The 19,240-nt window shown below is 66.6% G+C and carries 17 protein-coding genes and 1 pseudogene; 9 read left to right on the forward strand and 9 right to left on the reverse strand.

Annotation, left to right across the window (positions count from 1 at the left end; all coding sequences use genetic code 11):
• The first annotated feature begins 19 nt into the window (after positions 1–19).
• Together A2G96_RS26630 and fghA are read left to right on the forward strand one after the other, a co-directional pair.
• Positions 20–1,125: pseudogene (locus A2G96_RS26630) on the forward strand (S-(hydroxymethyl)glutathione dehydrogenase/class III alcohol dehydrogenase).
• Between the two features lie 13 nt (positions 1,126–1,138).
• Positions 1,139–1,981, forward strand: coding sequence for an S-formylglutathione hydrolase (gene fghA, locus A2G96_RS26635; RefSeq protein WP_062803186.1), 843 nt, complete (start codon positions 1,139–1,141; stop codon positions 1,979–1,981).
• An 8-nt stretch (positions 1,982–1,989) separates the two neighbouring features.
• Here fghA and A2G96_RS26640 read toward each other — a convergent pair whose 3' ends face one another.
• Complete coding sequence (locus A2G96_RS26640) at positions 1,990–3,003, reverse strand: AraC family transcriptional regulator (RefSeq protein WP_062803187.1); 1,014 nt, start codon at positions 3,001–3,003, stop codon at positions 1,990–1,992.
• A gap of 151 nt (positions 3,004–3,154) precedes the next feature.
• On the opposite strand from A2G96_RS26640, the gene A2G96_RS26645 reads away from it, so the two are divergent.
• The 6 genes from A2G96_RS26645 (at position 3,155) to A2G96_RS26670 (ending at position 9,599) form a co-directional block, all read left to right on the forward strand.
• Positions 3,155–4,288: an acyl-CoA dehydrogenase family protein gene (locus tag A2G96_RS26645; protein ID WP_062803188.1), complete on the forward strand. Its 1,134-nt coding sequence runs from the start codon at positions 3,155–3,157 to the stop codon at positions 4,286–4,288.
• A 52-nt stretch (positions 4,289–4,340) separates the two neighbouring features.
• Positions 4,341–5,864 (forward strand): CoA-acylating methylmalonate-semialdehyde dehydrogenase, encoded by a 1,524-nt coding sequence (locus A2G96_RS26650; protein ID WP_062803189.1) that lies wholly within the window; start codon positions 4,341–4,343, stop codon positions 5,862–5,864.
• Between the two features lie 245 nt (positions 5,865–6,109).
• The gene (gene mmsB / locus A2G96_RS26655; RefSeq protein ID WP_062803190.1) at positions 6,110–7,015 is read left to right on the forward strand and encodes a 3-hydroxyisobutyrate dehydrogenase; all 906 of its coding nucleotides are present in this window, start codon (positions 6,110–6,112) and stop codon (positions 7,013–7,015) included.
• Positions 7,012–7,782, forward strand: a complete 771-nt coding sequence (locus tag A2G96_RS26660) for an enoyl-CoA hydratase (protein ID WP_062803191.1) — start codon at positions 7,012–7,014, stop codon at positions 7,780–7,782. Before mmsB ends, A2G96_RS26660 begins: the two co-directional genes overlap by 4 nt.
• A gap of 9 nt (positions 7,783–7,791) precedes the next feature.
• On the forward strand, positions 7,792–8,919 hold the full coding sequence (locus A2G96_RS26665; RefSeq protein WP_062803192.1) for an enoyl-CoA hydratase/isomerase family protein: 1,128 nt from the start codon (positions 7,792–7,794) through the stop codon (positions 8,917–8,919).
• Positions 8,920–8,933: 14 nt separating this feature from the next.
• Positions 8,934–9,599, forward strand: coding sequence for a Crp/Fnr family transcriptional regulator (locus A2G96_RS26670; RefSeq protein ID WP_062803193.1), 666 nt, complete (start codon positions 8,934–8,936; stop codon positions 9,597–9,599).
• A gap of 13 nt (positions 9,600–9,612) precedes the next feature.
• Here A2G96_RS26670 and alaC read toward each other — a convergent pair whose 3' ends face one another.
• From alaC to A2G96_RS26690, 4 genes are all read right to left on the reverse strand, one after another.
• Complete coding sequence (gene alaC, locus A2G96_RS26675; RefSeq protein WP_062803194.1) at positions 9,613–10,842, reverse strand: alanine transaminase; 1,230 nt, start codon at positions 10,840–10,842, stop codon at positions 9,613–9,615.
• A 143-nt stretch (positions 10,843–10,985) separates the two neighbouring features.
• On the reverse strand, positions 10,986–11,378 hold the full coding sequence (locus A2G96_RS26680) for a hypothetical protein (protein ID WP_062803195.1): 393 nt from the start codon (positions 11,376–11,378) through the stop codon (positions 10,986–10,988).
• A 73-nt stretch (positions 11,379–11,451) separates the two neighbouring features.
• The gene (locus tag A2G96_RS26685) at positions 11,452–12,279 is read right to left on the reverse strand and encodes a siderophore-interacting protein (protein WP_174549327.1); all 828 of its coding nucleotides are present in this window, start codon (positions 12,277–12,279) and stop codon (positions 11,452–11,454) included.
• A 78-nt stretch (positions 12,280–12,357) separates the two neighbouring features.
• Positions 12,358–13,065: a PadR family transcriptional regulator gene (locus tag A2G96_RS26690; RefSeq protein ID WP_062803197.1), complete on the reverse strand. Its 708-nt coding sequence runs from the start codon at positions 13,063–13,065 to the stop codon at positions 12,358–12,360.
• A gap of 239 nt (positions 13,066–13,304) precedes the next feature.
• On the opposite strand from A2G96_RS26690, the gene A2G96_RS26695 reads away from it, so the two are divergent.
• Positions 13,305–14,354, forward strand: coding sequence for a hypothetical protein (locus A2G96_RS26695; protein WP_150124255.1), 1,050 nt, complete (start codon positions 13,305–13,307; stop codon positions 14,352–14,354).
• Positions 14,355–14,372: 18 nt separating this feature from the next.
• Here the strand turns inward: A2G96_RS26695 and A2G96_RS26700 are convergent, their stop codons facing one another.
• From A2G96_RS26700 to A2G96_RS26715, 4 genes are all read right to left on the reverse strand, one after another.
• On the reverse strand, positions 14,373–15,734 hold the full coding sequence (locus A2G96_RS26700) for a cytochrome P450 (RefSeq protein WP_062803199.1): 1,362 nt from the start codon (positions 15,732–15,734) through the stop codon (positions 14,373–14,375).
• A 19-nt stretch (positions 15,735–15,753) separates the two neighbouring features.
• Positions 15,754–16,932 (reverse strand): hypothetical protein, encoded by a 1,179-nt coding sequence (locus A2G96_RS26705; protein ID WP_062803200.1) that lies wholly within the window; start codon positions 16,930–16,932, stop codon positions 15,754–15,756.
• Complete coding sequence (locus tag A2G96_RS26710) at positions 16,932–17,273, reverse strand: hypothetical protein (RefSeq protein WP_062803201.1); 342 nt, start codon at positions 17,271–17,273, stop codon at positions 16,932–16,934. The genes A2G96_RS26705 and A2G96_RS26710 overlap by 1 nt, the downstream gene beginning before the upstream one ends.
• Before the next feature lie 504 nt (positions 17,274–17,777).
• Positions 17,778–19,208, reverse strand: coding sequence for a capsule biosynthesis protein (locus tag A2G96_RS26715; protein WP_231909662.1), 1,431 nt, complete (start codon positions 19,206–19,208; stop codon positions 17,778–17,780).
• Between the last annotated feature and the right edge of the window lie 32 nt (positions 19,209–19,240).

Below are 19,240 nucleotides of genomic sequence, written 5' to 3' on the forward strand. Positions count from 1 at the left end.
CTGATCCCGGAGGACCCCCATGAAAACCAAAGCCGCCATCGCCTGGAAAGCCGGCGCCCCGCTGACCATCGAAGACGTCGACCTCGACGGCCCGCGCGCCGGCGAAGTGCTGGTGGAAGTGAAGGCCACCGGCATCTGCCACACCGACTACTACACGCTGTCCGGGGCCGACCCGGAAGGGATCTTCCCGGCAATCCTGGGCCATGAGGGCGCGGGCATCGTCACCGACGTCGGCCCGGGCGTGACCTCGCTCAGGCCCGGCGACCACGTGATCCCGCTGTACACGCCGGAATGCCGCCAGTGCAAGTTCTGCCTGTCGCGCAAGACCAACCTGTGCCAGGCGATCCGCGCGACGCAAGGCAAGGGCCTGATGCCGGACGGCACCTCGCGTTTTTCGATCGACGGCAAGCCCATCTTCCACTACATGGGCACCTCGACCTTTGCCAACCACATCGTGGTGCCGGAGATCGCGCTGGCAAAGATCCGCCCGGATGCGCCGTTCGACAAGGTCTGCTACATCGGCTGCGGCGTCACCACGGGCGTGGGCGCGGTGCTGTTCACCGCCAAGGTCGAGGCCGGCGCCAACGTGGTGGTGTTCGGCCTGGGCGGCATCGGCCTGAACGTGATCCAGGCGCGAAGATGGTGGGAGCGGACAAGATCATCGGCGTCGACCTGAACCCGGCGCGCGAGGCGATGGCGCGCAAGTTCGGCATGACCCACTTCATCAACCCGAAGGACGTCGACAACGTGGTCGACCACATCATCCAGCTGACCGACGGCGGCGCGGACTACTCGTTCGAATGCATCGGCAATACCCAGGTCATGCGCCAGGCGCTGGAGTGCTGCCACAAGGGCTGGGGCAAGTCGATCATCATCGGCGTGGCCGAGGCCGGCGCGGAGATCTCGACGCGTCCGTTCCAGCTGGTGACCGGACGCGAATGGAAAGGCTCCGCCTTCGGCGGCGCGCGCGGCCGCACCGACGTCCCGAAGATCGTCGACTGGTACATGGAAGGCAAGCTCAATATCGACGACCTGATCACGCACACGCTGCCGCTGGAGCGCATCAACGAGGGCTTCGACCTGATGAAGCGCGGCGAGTCGATCCGCTCGGTGGTGTTGTACTGACGACGGCGCAGACATGGAACTGATCTCGCAACATGGCTGCCACGGCGGCGTGCAGCGCTTCTATCGCCATGACTCGGCGGCGATCGGGCTGCCGATGCGTTTCTCGGTCTACCTGCCGCCGCAGGCGCAGGCTGGCGCCCGGGTGCAGGTGCTGTTCTACCTGGCCGGCCTGACCTGCACCGAAGAGACCTTCATGATCAAGGCCGGCGCACAGCGTTTTGCCGCCGAGCACGGCCTGATGCTGGTGGCACCGGATACCAGCCCGCGCGGCGCGGGCGTGCCCGGCGAAGCGGATGCGTGGGACTTCGGCGTGGGCGCAGGGTTTTATCTCGATGCCACCGAGGCACCGTGGCACAAGCACTGGCGCATGGAAAGCTATGTCGCGGAAGAACTGTTCGAACTGGTGACCAGCGCGTTGCCGGGCGATGCCGCGCGCGTCGGCATCTTCGGGCATTCGATGGGCGGGCACGGTGCGCTGGTGCTGGCGCAGCGCCATCCGCAGCGCTTCCGCTCGGTGTCGGCGTTCGCGCCGATCGCCGCGCCGACGCGCTGCCCGTGGGGTGAAAAGGCCTTTACCGGCTACCTCGGCAGCGACCGCGCCGCGTGGGTACAGTATGACGCGAGCGAGCTGATGGCACGCCAGCAGGGTGCGCCGTTCCCGGCCGGCATCCTGGTCGACCAAGGCATGGACGACCAGTTCCTGCAAAGCCAGCTGCATCCGGACGCTTTCGCCGCGGCCTGCCAGGCCGTGGGCCAGCCGCTGACGCTGCGCCGGCACAGCGGCTACGACCACGGCTATTACTTCATCACCAGCTTTATCGCCGACCACATCCGGCACCACGCCGCGCAGCTGTAGCCGCGGACTCAGCCTTCCGCCACGCGGCGGTACGCGCCGGGGCGCGATCCGGTCCAGCGCCGGAACGCCCGGTGGAACGCGCCGGGCTCGGCAAAGCCGAGCTCGGCCGCGATATCGGCGACCGCGCGCCCGGAATGGCTGAGCGCCTCGATCGCCAGGTCGCGCCGCAGCGCATCCTTCAGGTCCTGGTAGCTCACGCCCTCCTCCATCAGCCGGCGCCGCAATGACGACGCCGACAGGTTCAGGCTGACGGCCAGGTCTTCGAAGGTCGGCCATTGATCCGGGCGCTGGTTGCGCAGCAGCCTGCGCACGCGCGCACCCATGCTGCTGCGGTCCGAGTACTTGACCACCACGTTGTGCGGCGCGTCGCGCAGGAACGCCTTCAAACTGCGCTCATCCTGTCGCACCGGCTGCTCCAGCAGCGTCGCGTCGAACACCAGCGCCGTCGCCGGCTGCGCGAACGCCAGCTGGCGCGAATACATGACGCGATATTCCGCACTGTACGGCGGCTCGGCATAGGCGAACGCGGCCAGCCGGACCGGCACGCGCCGCCGCAGCAGCCAGCTCATCAGGCCATGCAGCATGATCAGCATGGTTTCCTGCGCGAACACGCCGGGCTGCCGGCCCAGATGCGCGCTCGGCGTGGTCAGCACCAGCGCGGCCTCGTCGCCGTGGCGCTCGAGCCGCACGCCGATGTCGTCGAGCAGCAGCCGGAAGTACCGCGTGATGCGCTCCAGCGCCTGCGCCAGCGTGCGGCTGCCCGCCACCGCATGGCACAGCATGGCAAAGCTGCCGCACTTCATGCTGCGCGAGTCCTGGCCAAAGAACTCGTCGTCCAGCGCCGCGGCCACCGCCAGCCACAGTTCGCTGTAGCTGGCGGTCGAGACCCGCGCCTGCGGCACCGCCAGCAGCGCCGGGGCAATTCCGGCGCCGCGCAGCACCGGCTCCGGGTCGATGCCGCGCGCGCGCAGCCCCGCGATGGCGTGGTGGACGAAACAGATGGCGACACTGCCTTTTTCCATGGCGCTGGCGGGTGGCAAACGAGTTCACGAAGATTGGCGGATTTTGGCATAGGAGCCGGCCCCGGGCGTTCCTACACTGCCCGCAGGTCAAACGCCGAGCGCGCATTCTGCCTGAGTTGCAGCGCCGCTCCAAACGCCCACCCAATCTGCCATGCACAGCGACTACACCGAAGAGCAAACCTTGATCCGCGACAGCGCGCGCGCCTTTGCCACCGAACGGCTGACCGGCGGCGCCGCGCAATGGGACCGCGACGGCCGCCTTCCCGACGAGATCGTCGCCGAAATGGGCGCGCTCGGGCTGCTGGGCATGATCGTGCCCGAGGAATGGGGCGGCACCTATACCGACTATGTCGCCTACGCGCTGGCCATCGAAGAGATCGCTGCCGGCTGCGCCGCCTGCGCGACCATGATGAGCGTGCACAACTCGGTCGGCTGCGGGCCGATCCTTCATTACGGCACCGATGCGCAGAAGGAACGCTACCTGGCCCGGCTGGCCAGCGGCGAGCTGATCGGCGCGTTCTGCCTGACCGAACCGCAGGCCGGCTCCGAAGCGCACAACCTGCGCACCCGCGCCCGCTTTACCGACAACGGCTGGGTGCTCAACGGCAGCAAGCAGTTTGTCACCAACGGCCAGCGCGCGGGCGTGGCGGTGGTGTTTGCCGCGACCGAACCGGAGCGCGGCAAGAAAGGCATCTCGGCGTTCCTGGTTCCCACCGACACGCCGGGTTTTATCGTGCACGCACCGGAAAAGAAGCTGGGCATCCGCGCCTCGGACACCTGCGCCATCACGCTGGAAGACTGCGTGGTCCCGCACGACGCGCTGCTGGGCGAGCCCGGCGAGGGCCTGCGCATTGCGCTGTCGAACCTGGAGGGCGGACGCATCGGCATCGCCGCGCAGGCGATCGGCATCGCCCGCTCGGCATTCGAGGCCGCCTGCCGCTACGCGTCCGAGCGCATCCAGTTCGGCCGTGCGCTGCGCGAGCATCCTCCCATCGCCAACATGCTGGCCGACATGGCCACCGAACTGAATGCCGCGCGGCTGCTGGTGCATCGCGCCGCGCGCATGCGCAGCGAGGGCGTGCCGTGCCTGTCCGAAGCGTCGCAGGCCAAGCTCTATGCGTCGGAACTGGCCGAGCGCGTGTGCTCGAAGGCGCTGCAGATCCACGGCGGCTACGGCTACCTCGAAGACTACCCGGTCGAGCGCCATTACCGCGACGCCCGCATTACCCAGATCTACGAAGGCACCAGCGAGATCCAGCGCATGCTGATCGCGCGCAGCCTCTGACCCCCTCTACTCCCCTCTTCCCCTGCAGAACAACATCCTCCGGAGACAACCAATGACTGCCGTGCCCAACACCGCCACTGCCGTGCCGACCGTACCGCTGCTGATCAACGGCGAATGGGTGGATTCGTCCGCCACCGAATTCCGCAACGTGGTCAATCCCGCGACGCAGGAAGTGCTGGCGCGCGTGCCGCTCGCCACCGCCAGCGAAGTCGCGGCAGCCGTGGGCGCCGCGCATCGCGCCTTTGCCAGCTGGCGCCACACGCCGATCGGCGCGCGGCTGCGCGTCATGCTGCGCTTCCAGGCGCTGATCCGCGAGCACAGCAAGCGTATCGCCGCGATCCTGACCGCCGAGCAGGGCAAGACCCTGGCCGATGCCGAAGGCGATATCTTCCGCGGGCTGGAGGTGGTCGAGCACGCGTGCTCCATCGGCACGCTGCAGCAAGGCGGCTTTGCCGAGAACGTGGCCGCCACCGTCGATACCTACACGCTGCAGCAGCCGATCGGCGTCTGCGCCGGCATCACCCCGTTCAACTTCCCGGCGATGATCCCGCTGTGGATGTTCCCGATGGCGATCGTCTGCGGCAATACCTTCGTGCTCAAGCCGTCCGAGCAGGATCCGCTGTCGACCATGGAGCTGGTCAAGCTGGCGCTGGAGGCCGGCGTGCCGCCGGGCGTGCTGAACGTGGTGCACGGCGCCAAGGACGTGGTCGATGCGCTGTGCACGCACCCGGACATCAAGGCGGTGTCGTTCGTCGGCTCCACCGCCGTCGGCACCCATGTCTACAACCTCGCCGGCGCGCACGGCAAGCGCGTGCAGTCGATGATGGGCGCCAAGAACCACGCGGTGGTGCTGCCCGATGCGCACAAGGAGCAGACCCTGAATGCGCTGGCGGGCGCCGGCTTCGGCGCAGCCGGCCAGCGCTGCATGGCCACTTCGGTGGTGGTGCTGGTGGGCGCGGCGCGTGACTGGGTGCCCGACCTGGTGGCGCGTGCGAAGTCGCTCAAGGTAGGCGCCGGCGTGGAACCGGGCACCGATGTCGGCCCTGTGGTTTCGGTCGCGGCCAGGGAGCGCATTCTCGGCCTGATCGCCGCCGGCGAGCGCGAAGGCGCCACGCTGGTGCTGGACGGGCGCGGCGTGGAAGTTCCGGGATATCCGCAGGGCAACTTCATCGGCCCGACCATCTTCACCGACGTGAAGACCGACATGTCGATCTACACCGAAGAGATCTTCGGACCGGTGCTGGTGGTGATCGGCGTCGACACGCTGGACGACGCCATCGCGCTGGTCAACCGCAACCCGTTCGGCAACGGCACCGGCGTGTTCACGCAGAGCGGCGCCGCGGCGCGCAAGTTCCAGAGCGAGATCGATGTCGGCCAGGTCGGCATCAACATCCCCATCCCGGTGCCGGTGCCCTACTTCAGCTTCACCGGCTCGCGCGGCTCCAAGCTGGGCGACCTGGGGCCGTACGGCAAGCAGGTGGTGCAGTTCTACACGCAGACCAAGACGGTGACGGCGCGGTGGTTTGATGACGCCACGGTCAATGATGGGGTGAATACGACGATCAGTTTGAAGTAACCGAGACGACGCCAGACGCGAACCGCTTGTGTGCTCCCTCTCCCGCTCGCGGGAGAGGGTTGGGGTGAGGGCCGGCGCCGGCAGTACCGCAATCGCACCGTCACCCCCGGCATGCGAATGCCAGATGGATTTGGACTGACGCCGTAGCCAATTGACACTCCTACCCTCACCCCCGCCCCTCTCCCGCAAGCGGGAGAGGGGAGCAAGCAAGCGGGATATTGACACCTGATACGACGGAGACACCCATGCATATCGCCTTCATCGGCCTGGGCAACATGGGCGCGCCCATGGCGCGCAACCTGCTCAAGGCCGGTCACACGCTGACCGTATTCGACCTGAACGCCGCCGCGGTGGCATCGCTGCGCGCCGAGGGCGCGGGCAGCGCCGACTCGGCGCGCAAGGCGGCGGCCGAAGCGGATTTCGTCATCACCATGCTGCCAGCGGCCGCGCACGTGCGCAGCGCCTACCTTGGCGAAGACGGCGTGCTGGCCGGGGTGCGGCCCGGCGTGCCGCTGGTCGACTCCAGCACCATCGACCCCGCCACCGTGCGTGAACTGGCCGCCGCGGCGGAAGCGCGCGGCAATTCGTTGGCCGATGCGCCGGTCTCCGGCGGCACCGTCGGCGCGCAGGCCGGCACGCTGACCTTCATGGTCGGCGCCTCCGAAGCGCTGTTCGCGCAGGTGCGACCGGTGCTGGCCGGCATGGGCCGTAACCTGGTCCACTGCGGCGGCACCGGCACCGGCCAGGTCGCCAAGATCTGCAACAACCTGATCCTGGGCATCTCCATGATCGGCGTCTCCGAGGCGATGGCGCTGGGGGTCAAGCTTGGCATCGATGCCAATGTGCTGGCGGGCATCGTCAATACCTCCACCGGGCGCTGCTGGGCCTCGGATACCTGCAACCCGTGGCCCGGCGTGATCGAGACCGCGCCCGCCAGCCGCGGCTACAGCGGCGGCTTTGGCGCCGACCTGATGCTGAAGGACCTGGGCCTGGCCAACGACGCCGCGCGCAGCGTGAAGCAGCCGCTGTTTCTCGGCGCGCTGGCGCAGCAGGTCTACCAGGCGGTGAGCCATGCCGGCGACGGCCAACTCGACTTCTCCGGCGTGATCCGCCAGTACCTGTCCGCCGCGGACAAGGAGCACCAGCAATGATCGAGTTCGCCCTGCACGGCCATGTCGCCACGCTCACGCTGAGCCGCCCGCCCGCCAACGCGTTCACCGCTGAAGGCCTGCAACAGTTGCGCGAACTGGTGGCAAGGATCGACGCCAACCCGGAAGTCCGCGCCGTGGTCGTCACCGGAGCCGGCGAGAAATTCTTCAGCGCCGGCGCCGACCTGAACGGCTTTGCGGAGGGTGACCGCGCCCACGCGCGCGTGATGGCGCAGCAGTTCGGCAGCGCCTTCGAAGCCCTGCAGAATGCGCGTCCGGTGGTGATCGCCGCGATCAATGGCTATGCCATGGGCGGCGGGCTGGAATGCGCGCTGGCGTGCGATATCCGCATCGCCGAGGAGCAGGCGCAGATGGCGCTGCCCGAAGCCGCCGTGGGGCTGCTGCCGTGCGGCTGCGGCACGCAGACGCTGCCGTGGCTGGTGGGTGAAGGCTGGGCCAAGCGCATGATTCTGACCAACGAGCGCGTCGACGCGGCCACCGCGCTGCGCATCGGCTTGGTGGAAGAAGTCGTGCCGCGCGGCCAGGCCATTGCCACGGCGCTGGCGATGGCCGAACGCGCCGGCAAGGTCAGCCCGCGCGCCGCCGCGCACAGCAAGCGGCTGGTGCACCTGGCGCGCCAGGGCGTGCCGCGCCAGGCCGCGCTGGCGCTGGAGCGCGAGCGCTTTGTCGACCTGTTCGACGATGCCGACCAGCGCGAAGGCGTCAATGCCTTCCTCGAGAAACGCGCGCCGCAATGGCGCAACGCCTAGGAGCGCGCCATGCGCCTGACCGAAGAAACCAAGGCCGCCAACCTGGATGTGGCCGAGCCGGAGGTGCTGTTCCAGGTGGTCAACGGCGTCGGCATCGCCACGCTGAACCGGCCGCGCCAGCTCAATGCGCTGTCGTATCAGATGGTCGTCGCGCTGGGCGCACAGGTCGAAGCCTGGGCCACTGACGATGCCATCCGCGCGGTGGTGCTGCGCGGCGCGGGCCCCAAGGCCTTCTGCGCCGGCGGCGATATCCGCGCGCTGACCGACAGCTATCGCGACGGCACGCCGCTGCACCAGCGCTTCTTTATCGACGAATACACGCTGGACTACCGCCTGCACCGCTATCCCAAGCCGCTGGTGGCGCTGATGGACGGCATCGTCATGGGCGGCGGCATGGGCCTGGCACAGGCCGCGCATCTGCGCATCGTCACCGAACGCTCGCGCGTGGCAATGCCCGAGACCGGCATCGGCCTGGTGCCGGATGTGGGGGCCAGCCACTTCCTGTCGAAGCTGCCGCTGCCGCTGGCGCTCTATCTGGGCCTGACCGGTGTGAGCATCGGTGCGGCTGATGCCTTGCTGTGCGGACTGGCCGACGCGGCAGTGGGCAGCGCCACGCTGGACGAACTGGAGCAAACCCTGGCCGGCATCGACTGGGGCCATGACACGCTGACGGACCTGCGCCGCGCGCTGGTGCGCGAGCCCGTTGCCAGCGCCGCCGAAGCGCCGCTGCTGCAAGTGCTGCCGGCGCTGCTGCAGCATTTCGCGGGACATGCCACGCTGCCGGAGATCCTGGCCGGACTGGCTTGCCAGGACGACCCCGCCTACACCGCATGGGCCACCCGCACCATCGACGTGCTGCGCACCCGTTCGCCGCTGTCCGCGTGTGCCACGCGCGAGCTGCTGCTGCGCGGGCCCAGGATGGACCTGGCCGACTGCTTCCGCATGGAACTGGCGGTGGTGGTCAACACCTTCACGCAAGGCGATTTCGTCGAAGGCGTACGCGCGCTGATCGTCGACAAGGACAACGCCCCGCGCTGGCGCGTCACCAGCTATGACGCCGTGGACGATGCCCGGGTCCAGGCGCTGTTCCGGCCGTGGTGGGCGCCGGGCGAGGAGCCGCTGGCCCTGCCCCACTGAGCGGATGCGCTGCGGTGAGCCTCGACGCGCTGCTGGCGCGCAGCCCCTGGGCTGCGGCACTGACACCGGTGCAACGCGAGCGCGTGCGCGCCGAACTGCGCGAGCGTGCGGTGCCGCAAGGCGCCTATGTCATCCGCAAGGGCGACCTCGCCGACAGCTGGCTGGGCGTCGCCGACGGCCTGGTCAAGGTGCATTGCGCCGCGCCGTCCGGCAAGCGCGCCACGCTGACCGGCGTGCCGGCCGGCGGCTGGCTCGGCGAAGGCTCGCTGCTCAAGCGCGAGGCGCTGCGCTATGACGTGGTGGCGCTGCGCGATTCGCGCATCGCCTGCATGCCCGGTGCCACGTTCCGCTGGTTGCAGGAAACCAGCCTGCCCTTCAACCGCTACCTGCTCGACCAGCTCAACGAACGGCTCGGCCTGTTTATCGCCACCGTCGAGCATGAGCGGCTGCATGGCATCGAGGGCCGCGTGGCGCGCGCGCTGGCGACGCTGTTCAATCCGGTGCTATGCCCCGGCCTGGGTCCGGCCTTGTATCTGACGCAGGAGGAAGTGGGCCTGCTGGCGGGGATTTCGCGCCAGCGGGCCAATGCGGCGCTCAAGGTGCTGGAGGGCGAACGCTTGCTGGCGGTCGAGCACGGCGCCGTGCATGTGCTCGACCTGGAAGCACTGCGCCGCTACTGAGCGCGGCGCAGGTTCATGCCTGTGCCGCCGTCGATGGCTTCACCAGACCGTCCGCCCGGAACATCGCCTTGATGCCGCGCACCGCCTGGCGGATGCGCGATTCGTTTTCGATCAGCGCAAAGCGCACGTACTCGTCGCCATAGTCGCCAAAGCCGATGCCGGGCGACACCGAGACCTTGGCCTTGGCCAGCAGCTGCTTCGAGAACTCCAGCGAGCCCAGCGCGCGGTACGGTTCGGGAATCCGCGCCCAGATATACATCGAGGCCTTCGGGATTTCCACCGGCCAGCCCGCCTCGATCAGCCCGCGCGCCAGCACGTCGCGGCGCGACTGGTATTGCGCGGCGATCTCGCTCACGCATTGCTGGTCGCCTTCCAGCGCGGCAATGGCGGCGATCTGCAGCGGCGTGAAGGTGCCGTAGTCGTGATAGCTCTTGATGCGCGTCAGCGCCGCCACCAGGTCCGGGTTGCCGACCATGAAGCCCACGCGCCAGCCCGCCATGTTGTAGCTCTTGGACAGCGTGAAGAATTCCACCGCGATGTCCTTGGCGCCCGGCACCTGCATGATCGACGGTGCCTTCCAGCCGTCGAAGACGATATCCGCGTAGGCCAGGTCGTGCACCACGAAGATGTCGTGCTTGCGCGCCAGCGCGATCACGCGCTCGAAGAAGTCCAGCTCCACGCATTGCGCCGTCGGGTTGGACGGAAATCCCAGCACGATCATCTTGGGCTTGGGATAGCTGCCGCGGATGGCGCGCTCCAGCTCGGCAAAGAAGTCGATGCCCGGCACCAGCGGCACCGAGCGGATATCGGCCCCGGCGATCACCGCGCCGTAGATGTGGATCGGATAGCTGGGATCGGGCACCAGCACGGTGTCGCCGCGATCCAGCGTGGCCAGCATCAGGTGCGCGAGGCCTTCCTTGGAGCCGATGGTGACGATGGCCTCGGTATCCGCATCGATGTCGACGTCATAGCGCTGGCGGTACCAGTGCGAGATCGCGCGGCGCAGCCGCGGAATGCCCTTGGACGCCGAATAGCCGTGCGTATCGGGCCGCTGCGCCGCTTCGGTCAGCTTGGCCACGATATGCGCCGGCGTGGCGCCATCGGGATTGCCCATGCTCATGTCGATGATGTCCTCGCCACGGCGGCGGGCGGCCATCTTCAGCTCGGCGGTGATATTGAAAACGTACGGGGGAAGGCGATCGATGCGCGCAAAGCGGCGCTTGCCGGAGGAAGCGGCAGTCATGAGGGAGTCCTTTACGTAAGCGCCCGGAACCGTCCGAGCGACGTCGGCAGACTTTGTCTCGTCTGCCGGGGACTCATGTTAGCGGGGATGCGGCGATTGTACAACGGCCATGTGCGACCGTATGCGCGATCGTGCGTGATCGTTCAGAGCAGCTTGCCGCCCGGCGGATGCGTCGGCCGCTCCGCCGGCAGGTTGCGCACGATGCAGTCCAGCGCGCGCGCATCCGACTTGCCGCCAAGCGCCGCGCTGACCGAGTCGCGATACTGCGCCGGGGAAATGCGCCGGTAGTACAGCCGCGAGGTCTGGTCCAGCCAGTAGACGTAGTTGTCGTCGTCCCGGCTGCCGCTGGTGCGCAGCCACTCGCTGATATTGCTGGAGCCGACCACCATATTGGGGCACGCGGTCTGCAGCGAATCGAGATAGGCGTTGAAGCCCCTGGCCTCGATATTGCGCACGGAGTCCGGCGCACAGGCGGCCAGCGTGGCGATGGAGGCCGCTGCCGCGGCGATGCGCAATGACTGGATGGCAAATGGCACGGCGCTGCTCCTGGCAATGGCGATGCCGCCATCTTAGGACATGCCCGCGCCCGCGTACACCGCGCTGGCGCGCTCAGTCGTCCAGCGTCTCGTGCACCGCCGACGCCCCACGCTTCCAGTAAGCGGAGGCGCGAATGCGCTTCTTGTCGATGCCGCGTTCCGTCACCAGATACTGGCGCACCGCCTTCATCGCCGCGCCCTCGCCGGCGGCCCACACATAGCCCTCGCCGCGCGGCAGCGCCAGCTTGCGCAGCGCGCCTTCCAGCAGGCTGCCTTCGGGAGCATCCCCGCGATGCAGCCAGTGCACGTCGACCTGCGCCGCGCTCGGCAGCGGGATCTGCGCGGCGGCATCGCCCACTTCCACCACGACGATGGCATGGGTGTCGGCGCCCAACTCTTCCAGCCGGCGCGCGATCGCCGGCAGCGCCGTATCGTCGCCGACCAGCAGGTGCCAGTCGAACCCCGTCGGCACCACGAACGAACCGCGCGGCCCGCCCACGCCCAGGTACTGGCCCGGCCGCGCCTGGGCCGCCCACGTCGACGCGGGCCCGTCGCCATGCAGCACGAATTCGAGGTCCAGCTCCTGCTTCGCGGCATCGTAGCGGCGCGGCGTATAGTCGCGTGCCGCCGGACGCGGCTGGCCCTCGGGGAACGCAATGCCGTCCGCGGTGACCTGCGGCAGCACCGGCTTGTCCTCGCCGGCAGCCGGGAAAAACACCTTGACGTGATCGTCGAACGACGCCGAAACAAAGCCCTGCAAGTCGGCGCCGCCCAGCGTCACGCGCAGCAGTTGCGGCGATACCTGCGTGGTGCGCACCACCTGCAGCAGGCGTATCTTCAGCGGATGGCGCACGCGCTCGACCGTCAGGTTGCGTGCGGATTCAGTAGCGTTTGTCGTCATATCGGAATTCCTTGTCTGCGCGCCCTGCGCCTGCCGGGCACGATTGCCAAAGGCCGATGCCAGGGTCAGCGCCATGGTTCAGGCCTGCGGGCCTGCTTCGATCTCCGCCGCCGCGCGCGCCAGGATCGCGGCAATGCGGCGCTGCTCGTCGGCATTGGCTTCACTGCGCATCACCAACGCCTGCTTCAGCGCGGCACGCGCCTGCATCAGCTCGGGCAGCCAGCCGCCCTGCTCCGAATCAGGCTGCTGCTCGCCACGCATCGCCCGGCGCATCCACTCCATCTTGCGCGCCACATGGCGCAGCCGCGCCACCATCACGTCGACCCGCTCGCGATTGGCCGCCAAATGGGCCTTGCCGGTCTCCGACAACTGGTAGCGCTTCTTGTTGCCTTCGGTGTCGACGGTGGCATAGCCGACTTCTTCCAGGTAGGTCAGCGCGGGATAGACCACGCCGGGGCTTGGCTTGTAGAACCCGTTGGTACGCGTCTCCAGCGCCTTGATCAGCTCGTAGCCGTGGCTGGGTTTTTCCTCCAGCAACGACAGCAGCAGCAATTGCAGGTCGTCCGCGCTGAACTTGCGGCCGCGGCGCCAGCCTTCCTCGTCGAAGCCGCCAGGGCCGCCGGGGCCGAAGGCATCATCGTCGCGGCCACCCCAGAAGCTGCCGTGTCCTCGGCCCATGGCGTGTCGGGCCATGTGCGGAGCGAGGCGCATCATGAGATGGCGGGCTCTTCCGAGAAAGTCCGGGTAGGGAGCGAAGCCGGGGTGATGGGGGTGGTGGTGATGCATGAAGCTCTCCTATATGTCGCTAGACATATCTTACGATATATATCGTACGAGCTAAAGTCAAGGCTCTTCACATTACCGTCCCCTCCCTTCGCCAAGCCTTCCGTGCGTGCGCCGCCGCACCAAGCCGGGTTGTCTATCGTCCTGCCGCTTTCCAACATTCATTTAACGCCAAGCATCGCGACAGACGGCGCAGCGGCCGGCACGACAGTGAACAACAACAGGCCAATCGGGGGACAAGGATGGACGCCAGGATTCAGCGCAGGCTGAGGGCCTGCATCGGCGCCATGATGATGGCGCCAGCGGGAATGGCGTTCGGCGCCATGGAGGATGCGCTGCTGAGCGCGGAGCCGGTCGGGGCGGCGGCGCGGGGCTATTACGCCGAACCGGCGTATGACATGGGCACCCATTACCAGGGCGGCCATCTGCGGCTCGGCTACAAGCTGTCCCCAGACTGGTCGCTGGAAGCAGGCTACTGGCGCCGCCACCTCAGCCACGGCGACGACTCCGCCGGCATTGACAGCTGGCTGGCGTCGACCAGCTATGGCCTGATCACGACGCCGGACGCTGGCCGCAAGCTCACGTTGCGCCTGTCGGCCTGGGGCAACTACACCGGCAGCCTGCGCAAATCCGGCGCAATGCCGGGAAGCAAGCTCGCCGACTACAGCATCGCCCATCCGAACGACACGCAGGTGCAGGCCGATCTGGTCTACACCGGTCAGCCGTGGCCGAGCCAGTCCCTGACCGGCTTTATCAGTGGCGGCTATAGCTGGGTCCGGGCCGGCGATATACAGGGCACGCTCAAGCAAGGCTCTTGCCTTTACAACGTCAGGGTCGGTGCCGACAACATGGCGACCGGTACGCTGGCGGCGCCATGCAGAGTGGGCCGCGCCACCGCGTCCGGCGGCGGCTTTCGCCTCAATGCCGCCGATGTCGGCGTCGACGCCGGCAGAAGTTTCAATGACAGCGGCGCATTCGTCGGCGCGGGCGGCTCATGGCGCTGGGGCCTGGGCGCATGGAGCCTGACCGCGGGCTACCACGTCCAGTACTTCTTCCGCGAACTGGACAATCGCTACATGGCGTATGGATCGGCCAGGACCCAGTTCAACCAGACCGTGCTGTTGCAGGCGTCTTACGCGATCAACCGCCACGTCGATGTCTTCGTGCGTGGGCAAGGGGCACAGAATAGCCTGATGGGCTACGTGCCGATGCTGTACAACCCGGTCACCGCAAGCCGGCTTGACCGGACCTATGGGTTGTTTTCAATCGGGTTGCGGATCAGCGGGTTCTAGTCGCAGCGAGAACGACGGTCAGCGGCGCTGCAGCCGGACTCGCACCCCGTTGCCGGAACGGACCGTTACGCGCCCCACCACCTTCGGCACGTGTCCCGGATCCGCTTCGACGCGATACCGGCGAACGATGCTGGCGAGTATCAGCACGGCTTCCTGCGTTGCATAGGCAGCGCCGATGCACACGCGCGGCCCCTTGCTGAACGGGATATATGCGCATTTCGACGACTCCTTGCCGGCCGGCGTATCGAAACGATCCGGATCGAACTCGTCCGGCCGCTCCCACAGCGTGCGGTGCCGATGCAGCAGCCACGGCGAAATCAGGATCGGCGAGCCTTCCTTCACCGACTTGTCGCGGATGCATTGCGATTGCGCGGCCTCGCGCACGAAGAACCCCACCGGCGGGTACAGGCGCAGCGTTTCGCGGAACACATTGCCAACCGTCGGCAGGCTCTTGATATCGCTCAGCTCGAATTCCCGCTCGCCCACCGCGGCCTGGATCTCTGACAGCATCTGGTTCTGCAGGTGCGGGCATTGCGACATCAGGTAAAGCGCCCACGTCAGCGCACTGGCCGAAGTCTCGTGCCCGGCCAGGAACAGCATGCAGACCTGGTCCACCAGGTCTTCATAGGTAAGCCGATCGCCGCTGACCGGATCGACAGCGTCCATCATCGCGGCCAGGATGTCCTGCCTTGCGCTGCCCTGCCCGTTGTCGCGCTCCGCCATCCGTCGCGCGATGATCCCCGACAGGATCGACCGGATCTTCTTTGCCGCACGCTTGCTGGCCCAGGCCGAATACAGCGGCGGCAACCGGTAGATCATCAGGATCATCGCCCGTTGCGCGTGATGCTGGAATTCCAGGAAGGCGTCGTAGATTTCCTTCGCCGCGGATTCTTCCAGAGTTTCCGACAGGATGGTGCGGAAGATGATGTCCGCCGTCACGTAGGTCATCTCGCCGTCGACCTCGAACGAACGCCCGTCCGCCACCTCATCCAGGCGTTGCGTCATGCCCGCCACCGAATCGGCCATCAGCGCGAACACCAGCCGGAGCCGCGCCTGCGCGAACGCCGGCTCCACCAGACGGCGCTGCCGCTCCCACAGCTCACCGTTGGTGGTGAAGATGCTGGTGCCCAGCAGCGGCTCCAGCATCCTGTGCATCAGCTTGTGCTTGGGATACGCATGCGCATCCCCCAGGATCCGGCGCACCCAGTCGGCATCGTTCACCATGTAGATGTCCATGCCGGGCTGCGAGATCTTGCCCATCTTCATCGAATAGCTGCGCTCGAACAGCACATCGATCCAGGAATTCCAGCCACGCAGAAAGCGCAACAGGAACGAACTCTTGCGCACATGCGGCTTGGGATACGGGGGCTGGAAATTCATGGGGGGCGAACTGCGGGTGTCAGAAAGGCTGGATGCGGCGCGGGCCGGCCGTCATCCGGAAATAGTCATACTCGTTAGGTAAGGCGCTTGCCATCAGGTACTGGAAATGCAAGCGCTGCTTGCTGCGCTTCATGCGCGCGTATTCCTGCTTGCCGAACATGCGGAACGGGCGCACCACCTGCGCGGTGGGCCTGCCCGAGGCCGCGCCGGGAATTCCCGAAATATCGAGCGGATTGGCCTGCGAGAAACACAGCGAATCGGCACGGGCGTTCATGTCCAGCCACTGCATCTCCCGCTCTGCCGACAGGCACTGCAGATCACGGCGGAACGCAGTGGCCGACGGCATCAGGCTCAAAAGCGGAATGCATTGCCCCAGCGTCACCAGCGTCAGGCCGCGGCGCTGCGCCGGCATCAGCGCATCTGCCAGGCGCGCCGCCAGCGACACGCCGACGATCGAGCCGACGCTATGGCCCACCACCAGCGCCTCATCGCAGGGCGATGCTTCCAGGTCACGGCGGATCCAGTCCGCAAACGCTTCGATGCGCTGGCGGACATCCTCGGGCTCGCGCTCGCCCCACGCCTGCACGAAACGGTAGATCCGCAGCAGCCAGAACACCGCCAGGCGGTTCGCCAGCGCAACCCCGCCGCCGAACAGCACGGCGCCGGCGGCCATCCCGCCCGCCACCGCCAGCCATCCAGGCACTCCCACCGCTGACAGCGCCGCCGAAGCGCCAATCCCGATACCGAGCGACAGCATCAGCAGCAGCGCCAGATAAACCAGCGGATACAACGCACTGAAGAACGGCCCGCGGAAGGTCTTGCTGAGGCGGCCGAATGCGCCGCAACCGATATAGCGCGCATAGCTGGCGAGCGTCGACCACACCAGCCGCGGCAGGCTCGGCTCCCAGTGCCGACGCACCAGGTCGTCCCAATGCAGGAACTGGTACTCCGTGGAAACCGGATGGCCATCCCATTCACTGTCGACGTTCCAGGCGCTGACATGCTCCCCCAGCCGCGAGCGGCTTCCCACGGCGACCGAACCGCCATGATGGACGGCCTGCTTCGCCGACTCTTCGCGATACAGGCGGTGATAGAACGCCGCGCCGCGTGGATCGAAGCCGCTGACGTAATAGACCTTGCGGCGCCTTACGAGGCCAGGAGCAGCCTGCGCCGGTGTTTCCTGAAGGGCAGCGCTCATCATTGCGTTCGGTGGTGCAGATTCTTCTTCAGTACCAGGTCCACGATCGGCTGCTCACGCTTGTTGGCGCGCCGGCAGTGGTCCTGCTGGAACTTGTCGGTAAACCAGATGATGAAACGGGCCCACCAGCGATGCTGTTCGCGCCAGGCGTGCGAAGACACCGACTCCCAGGCATAGCCATTGAACAGCGTCGCATTGACGAAATGATCGAGCGCCCGCACCCCTGCCCGACCGCGCTCGGTCTTGCCGAAGAAACCGATATAGACGATCAGGAGGTATCCGAGGACGGCCAACGGGACGATAAAGATCATCAGCAGGAAGCCGGCGATGCGTTCTCTCATGGCGGGGGCGAAGAATGGGGGCTGGGGGCGCAGCGGGGGTAATGCGGTTGGACCTGCTATCCGGTGCCGCTAACGGCGCCAAGGCGCCCGACAGTATAGCGACAGATCAAGCACGGAACAGCCGGATATCGGGCCGGCAAGCCGGGTCGAGAATGCCACGGACTTGACTGTTGTAGTTTTGAAACAATATCCAATTTGCTGGCCGCGATCCGCTATTCGGCGGCGAAAAAACCCGGGGCTTACTCAATGCGAAAATTCGGGCCGGCATCCGGGTTTCCTCCAATTTGTGACTGCCCCGCACCAGCCGTTGAATAGAACACGGAGCTGAACGCTCGACAAAAGGACTCGCATGCTGCCCCTCAGCCTTGTTCTACTTGCGATAGTTGCCCTTGCCGCCCTTGTGATGGAATCCGCTGTGCAAGACTGGTGTGACGAACACATATGATGGAAACAGGCCAGTGACCTCGTCATGCAGAGCTTTGGCCGCGCGGCCGGATTTATGGGTTATCCGACCAGAAGCGCCGCCAGCACGTTGACGGTTGCGTTGATATCCCAGACCCGACCGCTATAGGCATCGGCGGCGACGAGACCGGCGACAAACAGCAGCCGCGCCAGTTTTCGCCTTTGCAGATCCTTGCGACGCTGCTCCGGAACGGGCACCAGCATGTCGTCGGCATAGAACGACGAGTTGATTTGCGACACCCGCACCAGGTAGTTGCGAAAACGCGAATAGACCCGCATGTCGACAGCGCCTGGATCATTCCAGAAGGCATCCAGCGACCCCTGGTAAGTCAGGCCGGGCTTGGCGTAGAAGCAGCGACCAAGCGCAATGACGGGAACGCGGTGAAACAAGGCTTGCAAACCGGTCGTGGAGTTCACCGTCACCAATCCCATGCATCGGTGCAGCAACGAAGGCAGGTGGGCATCGTGAATATAGACGATGCGGCCGCTGGCACCGAAGCGTGCGGCGCATGCCTCAATAAAGGCTGCGTAGTCGGTATGACCCCGATCCATGGGATGGTGCTTGAACACCAGCACGCTGTCGGCCGGCGCATGCTCGGCAAAGGAATGCGCTGTCCACTCGATGAAATCCTCGATACGGCGCCAGGGACTATGCACCCGAATCTGGCTGTCGTTGTACACCTGCAGCGGAGCCAGGAAAAAGTGTGGATGCTCGTTTGCCAGCAACTGCTCGCGCAGCGACCGCTCCTGCCAGCGATATACCTGCTTGCGGTATGCCGCCCGTGTCCATTGCCCCAGTTCATGCACGCCGAACGGCTTGTGATGCTGGTAATGCGGATAGCGGCGCGCACCGGCCATGCCGCCGGCAAAGTACCAGAACGAATACAGCGCCATCTTACGGAATGAATGCCGGAACTTGCGGGGCTTCGGCGGCGCAGTGACCTTCGGAATCTCCGCGTTCGCAAGCGGAGCCAGCGGAGAGTCCGCATTCACGCCGCCGCACTCCAGCGTGATGTAATCGGGGCGCACGTAGCCTTCTTCGAACGCCCAGAATGCAATGCCCAGAGCCTCAGCCACCCGCGCGGCAATGCGGTGATGACGGCGGCTGGTGCCGAATACCACGATGGCGTCAATGCGGCGTTCCGCAACCAGGCTACGGAGCACTGATTCCCACAGCACCATCGGCTGCACGAACCTGACAATGTCACCGCGACGATAGAAGGCATCGTCGCCGCCGTTGAAGTTGACTTTGGTGACCTGGCAGCCTTTGGCCGTGAGCAGGTCGCGCAGGCGCGCGAAGAACGGGCCGTTCGGTCCTTGCAGCAGCAGGATGCGGCGATGCCTGGCAATCTGGTCCAGGCTTGCCGGCTCCGTCGCGGCAGGCCCTGCAGCATCGTGCGGAGTGGTCCCTCCGCTTCCCTTCGACAGACTGGGGATGTCGATATTTCCGGATGGCTTCCTGAACGACAACATTTCCTCGACCCTCGTGCTGCTCTTGTATTCCG

The organism is Cupriavidus nantongensis (assembly GCF_001598055.1).
In the GTDB taxonomy this organism is placed as follows: Bacteria; Pseudomonadota; Gammaproteobacteria; order Burkholderiales; family Burkholderiaceae; genus Cupriavidus; species Cupriavidus nantongensis.

Coding starts and splice junctions, on each gene's coding strand:
- A2G96_RS26665 (WP_062803192.1), top strand. CDS start 7,792: ATGCGCCTGACCGAAGAAACCAAGGCCGCCAACCTGGATGTGGCCGAG.
- A2G96_RS26645 (WP_062803188.1), top strand. CDS start 3,155: ATGCACAGCGACTACACCGAAGAGCAAACCTTGATCCGCGACAGCGCG.
- A2G96_RS26710 (WP_062803201.1), bottom strand. CDS start 17,273: ATGAGAGAACGCATCGCCGGCTTCCTGCTGATGATCTTTATCGTCCCG.
- fghA (WP_062803186.1), top strand. CDS start 1,139: ATGGAACTGATCTCGCAACATGGCTGCCACGGCGGCGTGCAGCGCTTC.
- A2G96_RS26650 (WP_062803189.1), top strand. CDS start 4,341: ATGACTGCCGTGCCCAACACCGCCACTGCCGTGCCGACCGTACCGCTG.
- A2G96_RS26690 (WP_062803197.1), bottom strand. CDS start 13,065: ATGCATCACCACCACCCCCATCACCCCGGCTTCGCTCCCTACCCGGAC.
- A2G96_RS26660 (WP_062803191.1), top strand. CDS start 7,012: ATGATCGAGTTCGCCCTGCACGGCCATGTCGCCACGCTCACGCTGAGC.
- mmsB (WP_062803190.1), top strand. CDS start 6,110: ATGCATATCGCCTTCATCGGCCTGGGCAACATGGGCGCGCCCATGGCG.
- A2G96_RS26700 (WP_062803199.1), bottom strand. CDS start 15,734: ATGAATTTCCAGCCCCCGTATCCCAAGCCGCATGTGCGCAAGAGTTCG.
- alaC (WP_062803194.1), bottom strand. CDS start 10,842: ATGACTGCCGCTTCCTCCGGCAAGCGCCGCTTTGCGCGCATCGATCGC.
- A2G96_RS26715 (WP_231909662.1), bottom strand. CDS start 19,208: ATGTTGTCGTTCAGGAAGCCATCCGGAAATATCGACATCCCCAGTCTG.
- A2G96_RS26695 (WP_150124255.1), top strand. CDS start 13,305: ATGGACGCCAGGATTCAGCGCAGGCTGAGGGCCTGCATCGGCGCCATG.
- A2G96_RS26705 (WP_062803200.1), bottom strand. CDS start 16,932: ATGAGCGCTGCCCTTCAGGAAACACCGGCGCAGGCTGCTCCTGGCCTC.
- A2G96_RS26685 (WP_174549327.1), bottom strand. CDS start 12,279: ATGACGACAAACGCTACTGAATCCGCACGCAACCTGACGGTCGAGCGC.
- A2G96_RS26640 (WP_062803187.1), bottom strand. CDS start 3,003: ATGGAAAAAGGCAGTGTCGCCATCTGTTTCGTCCACCACGCCATCGCG.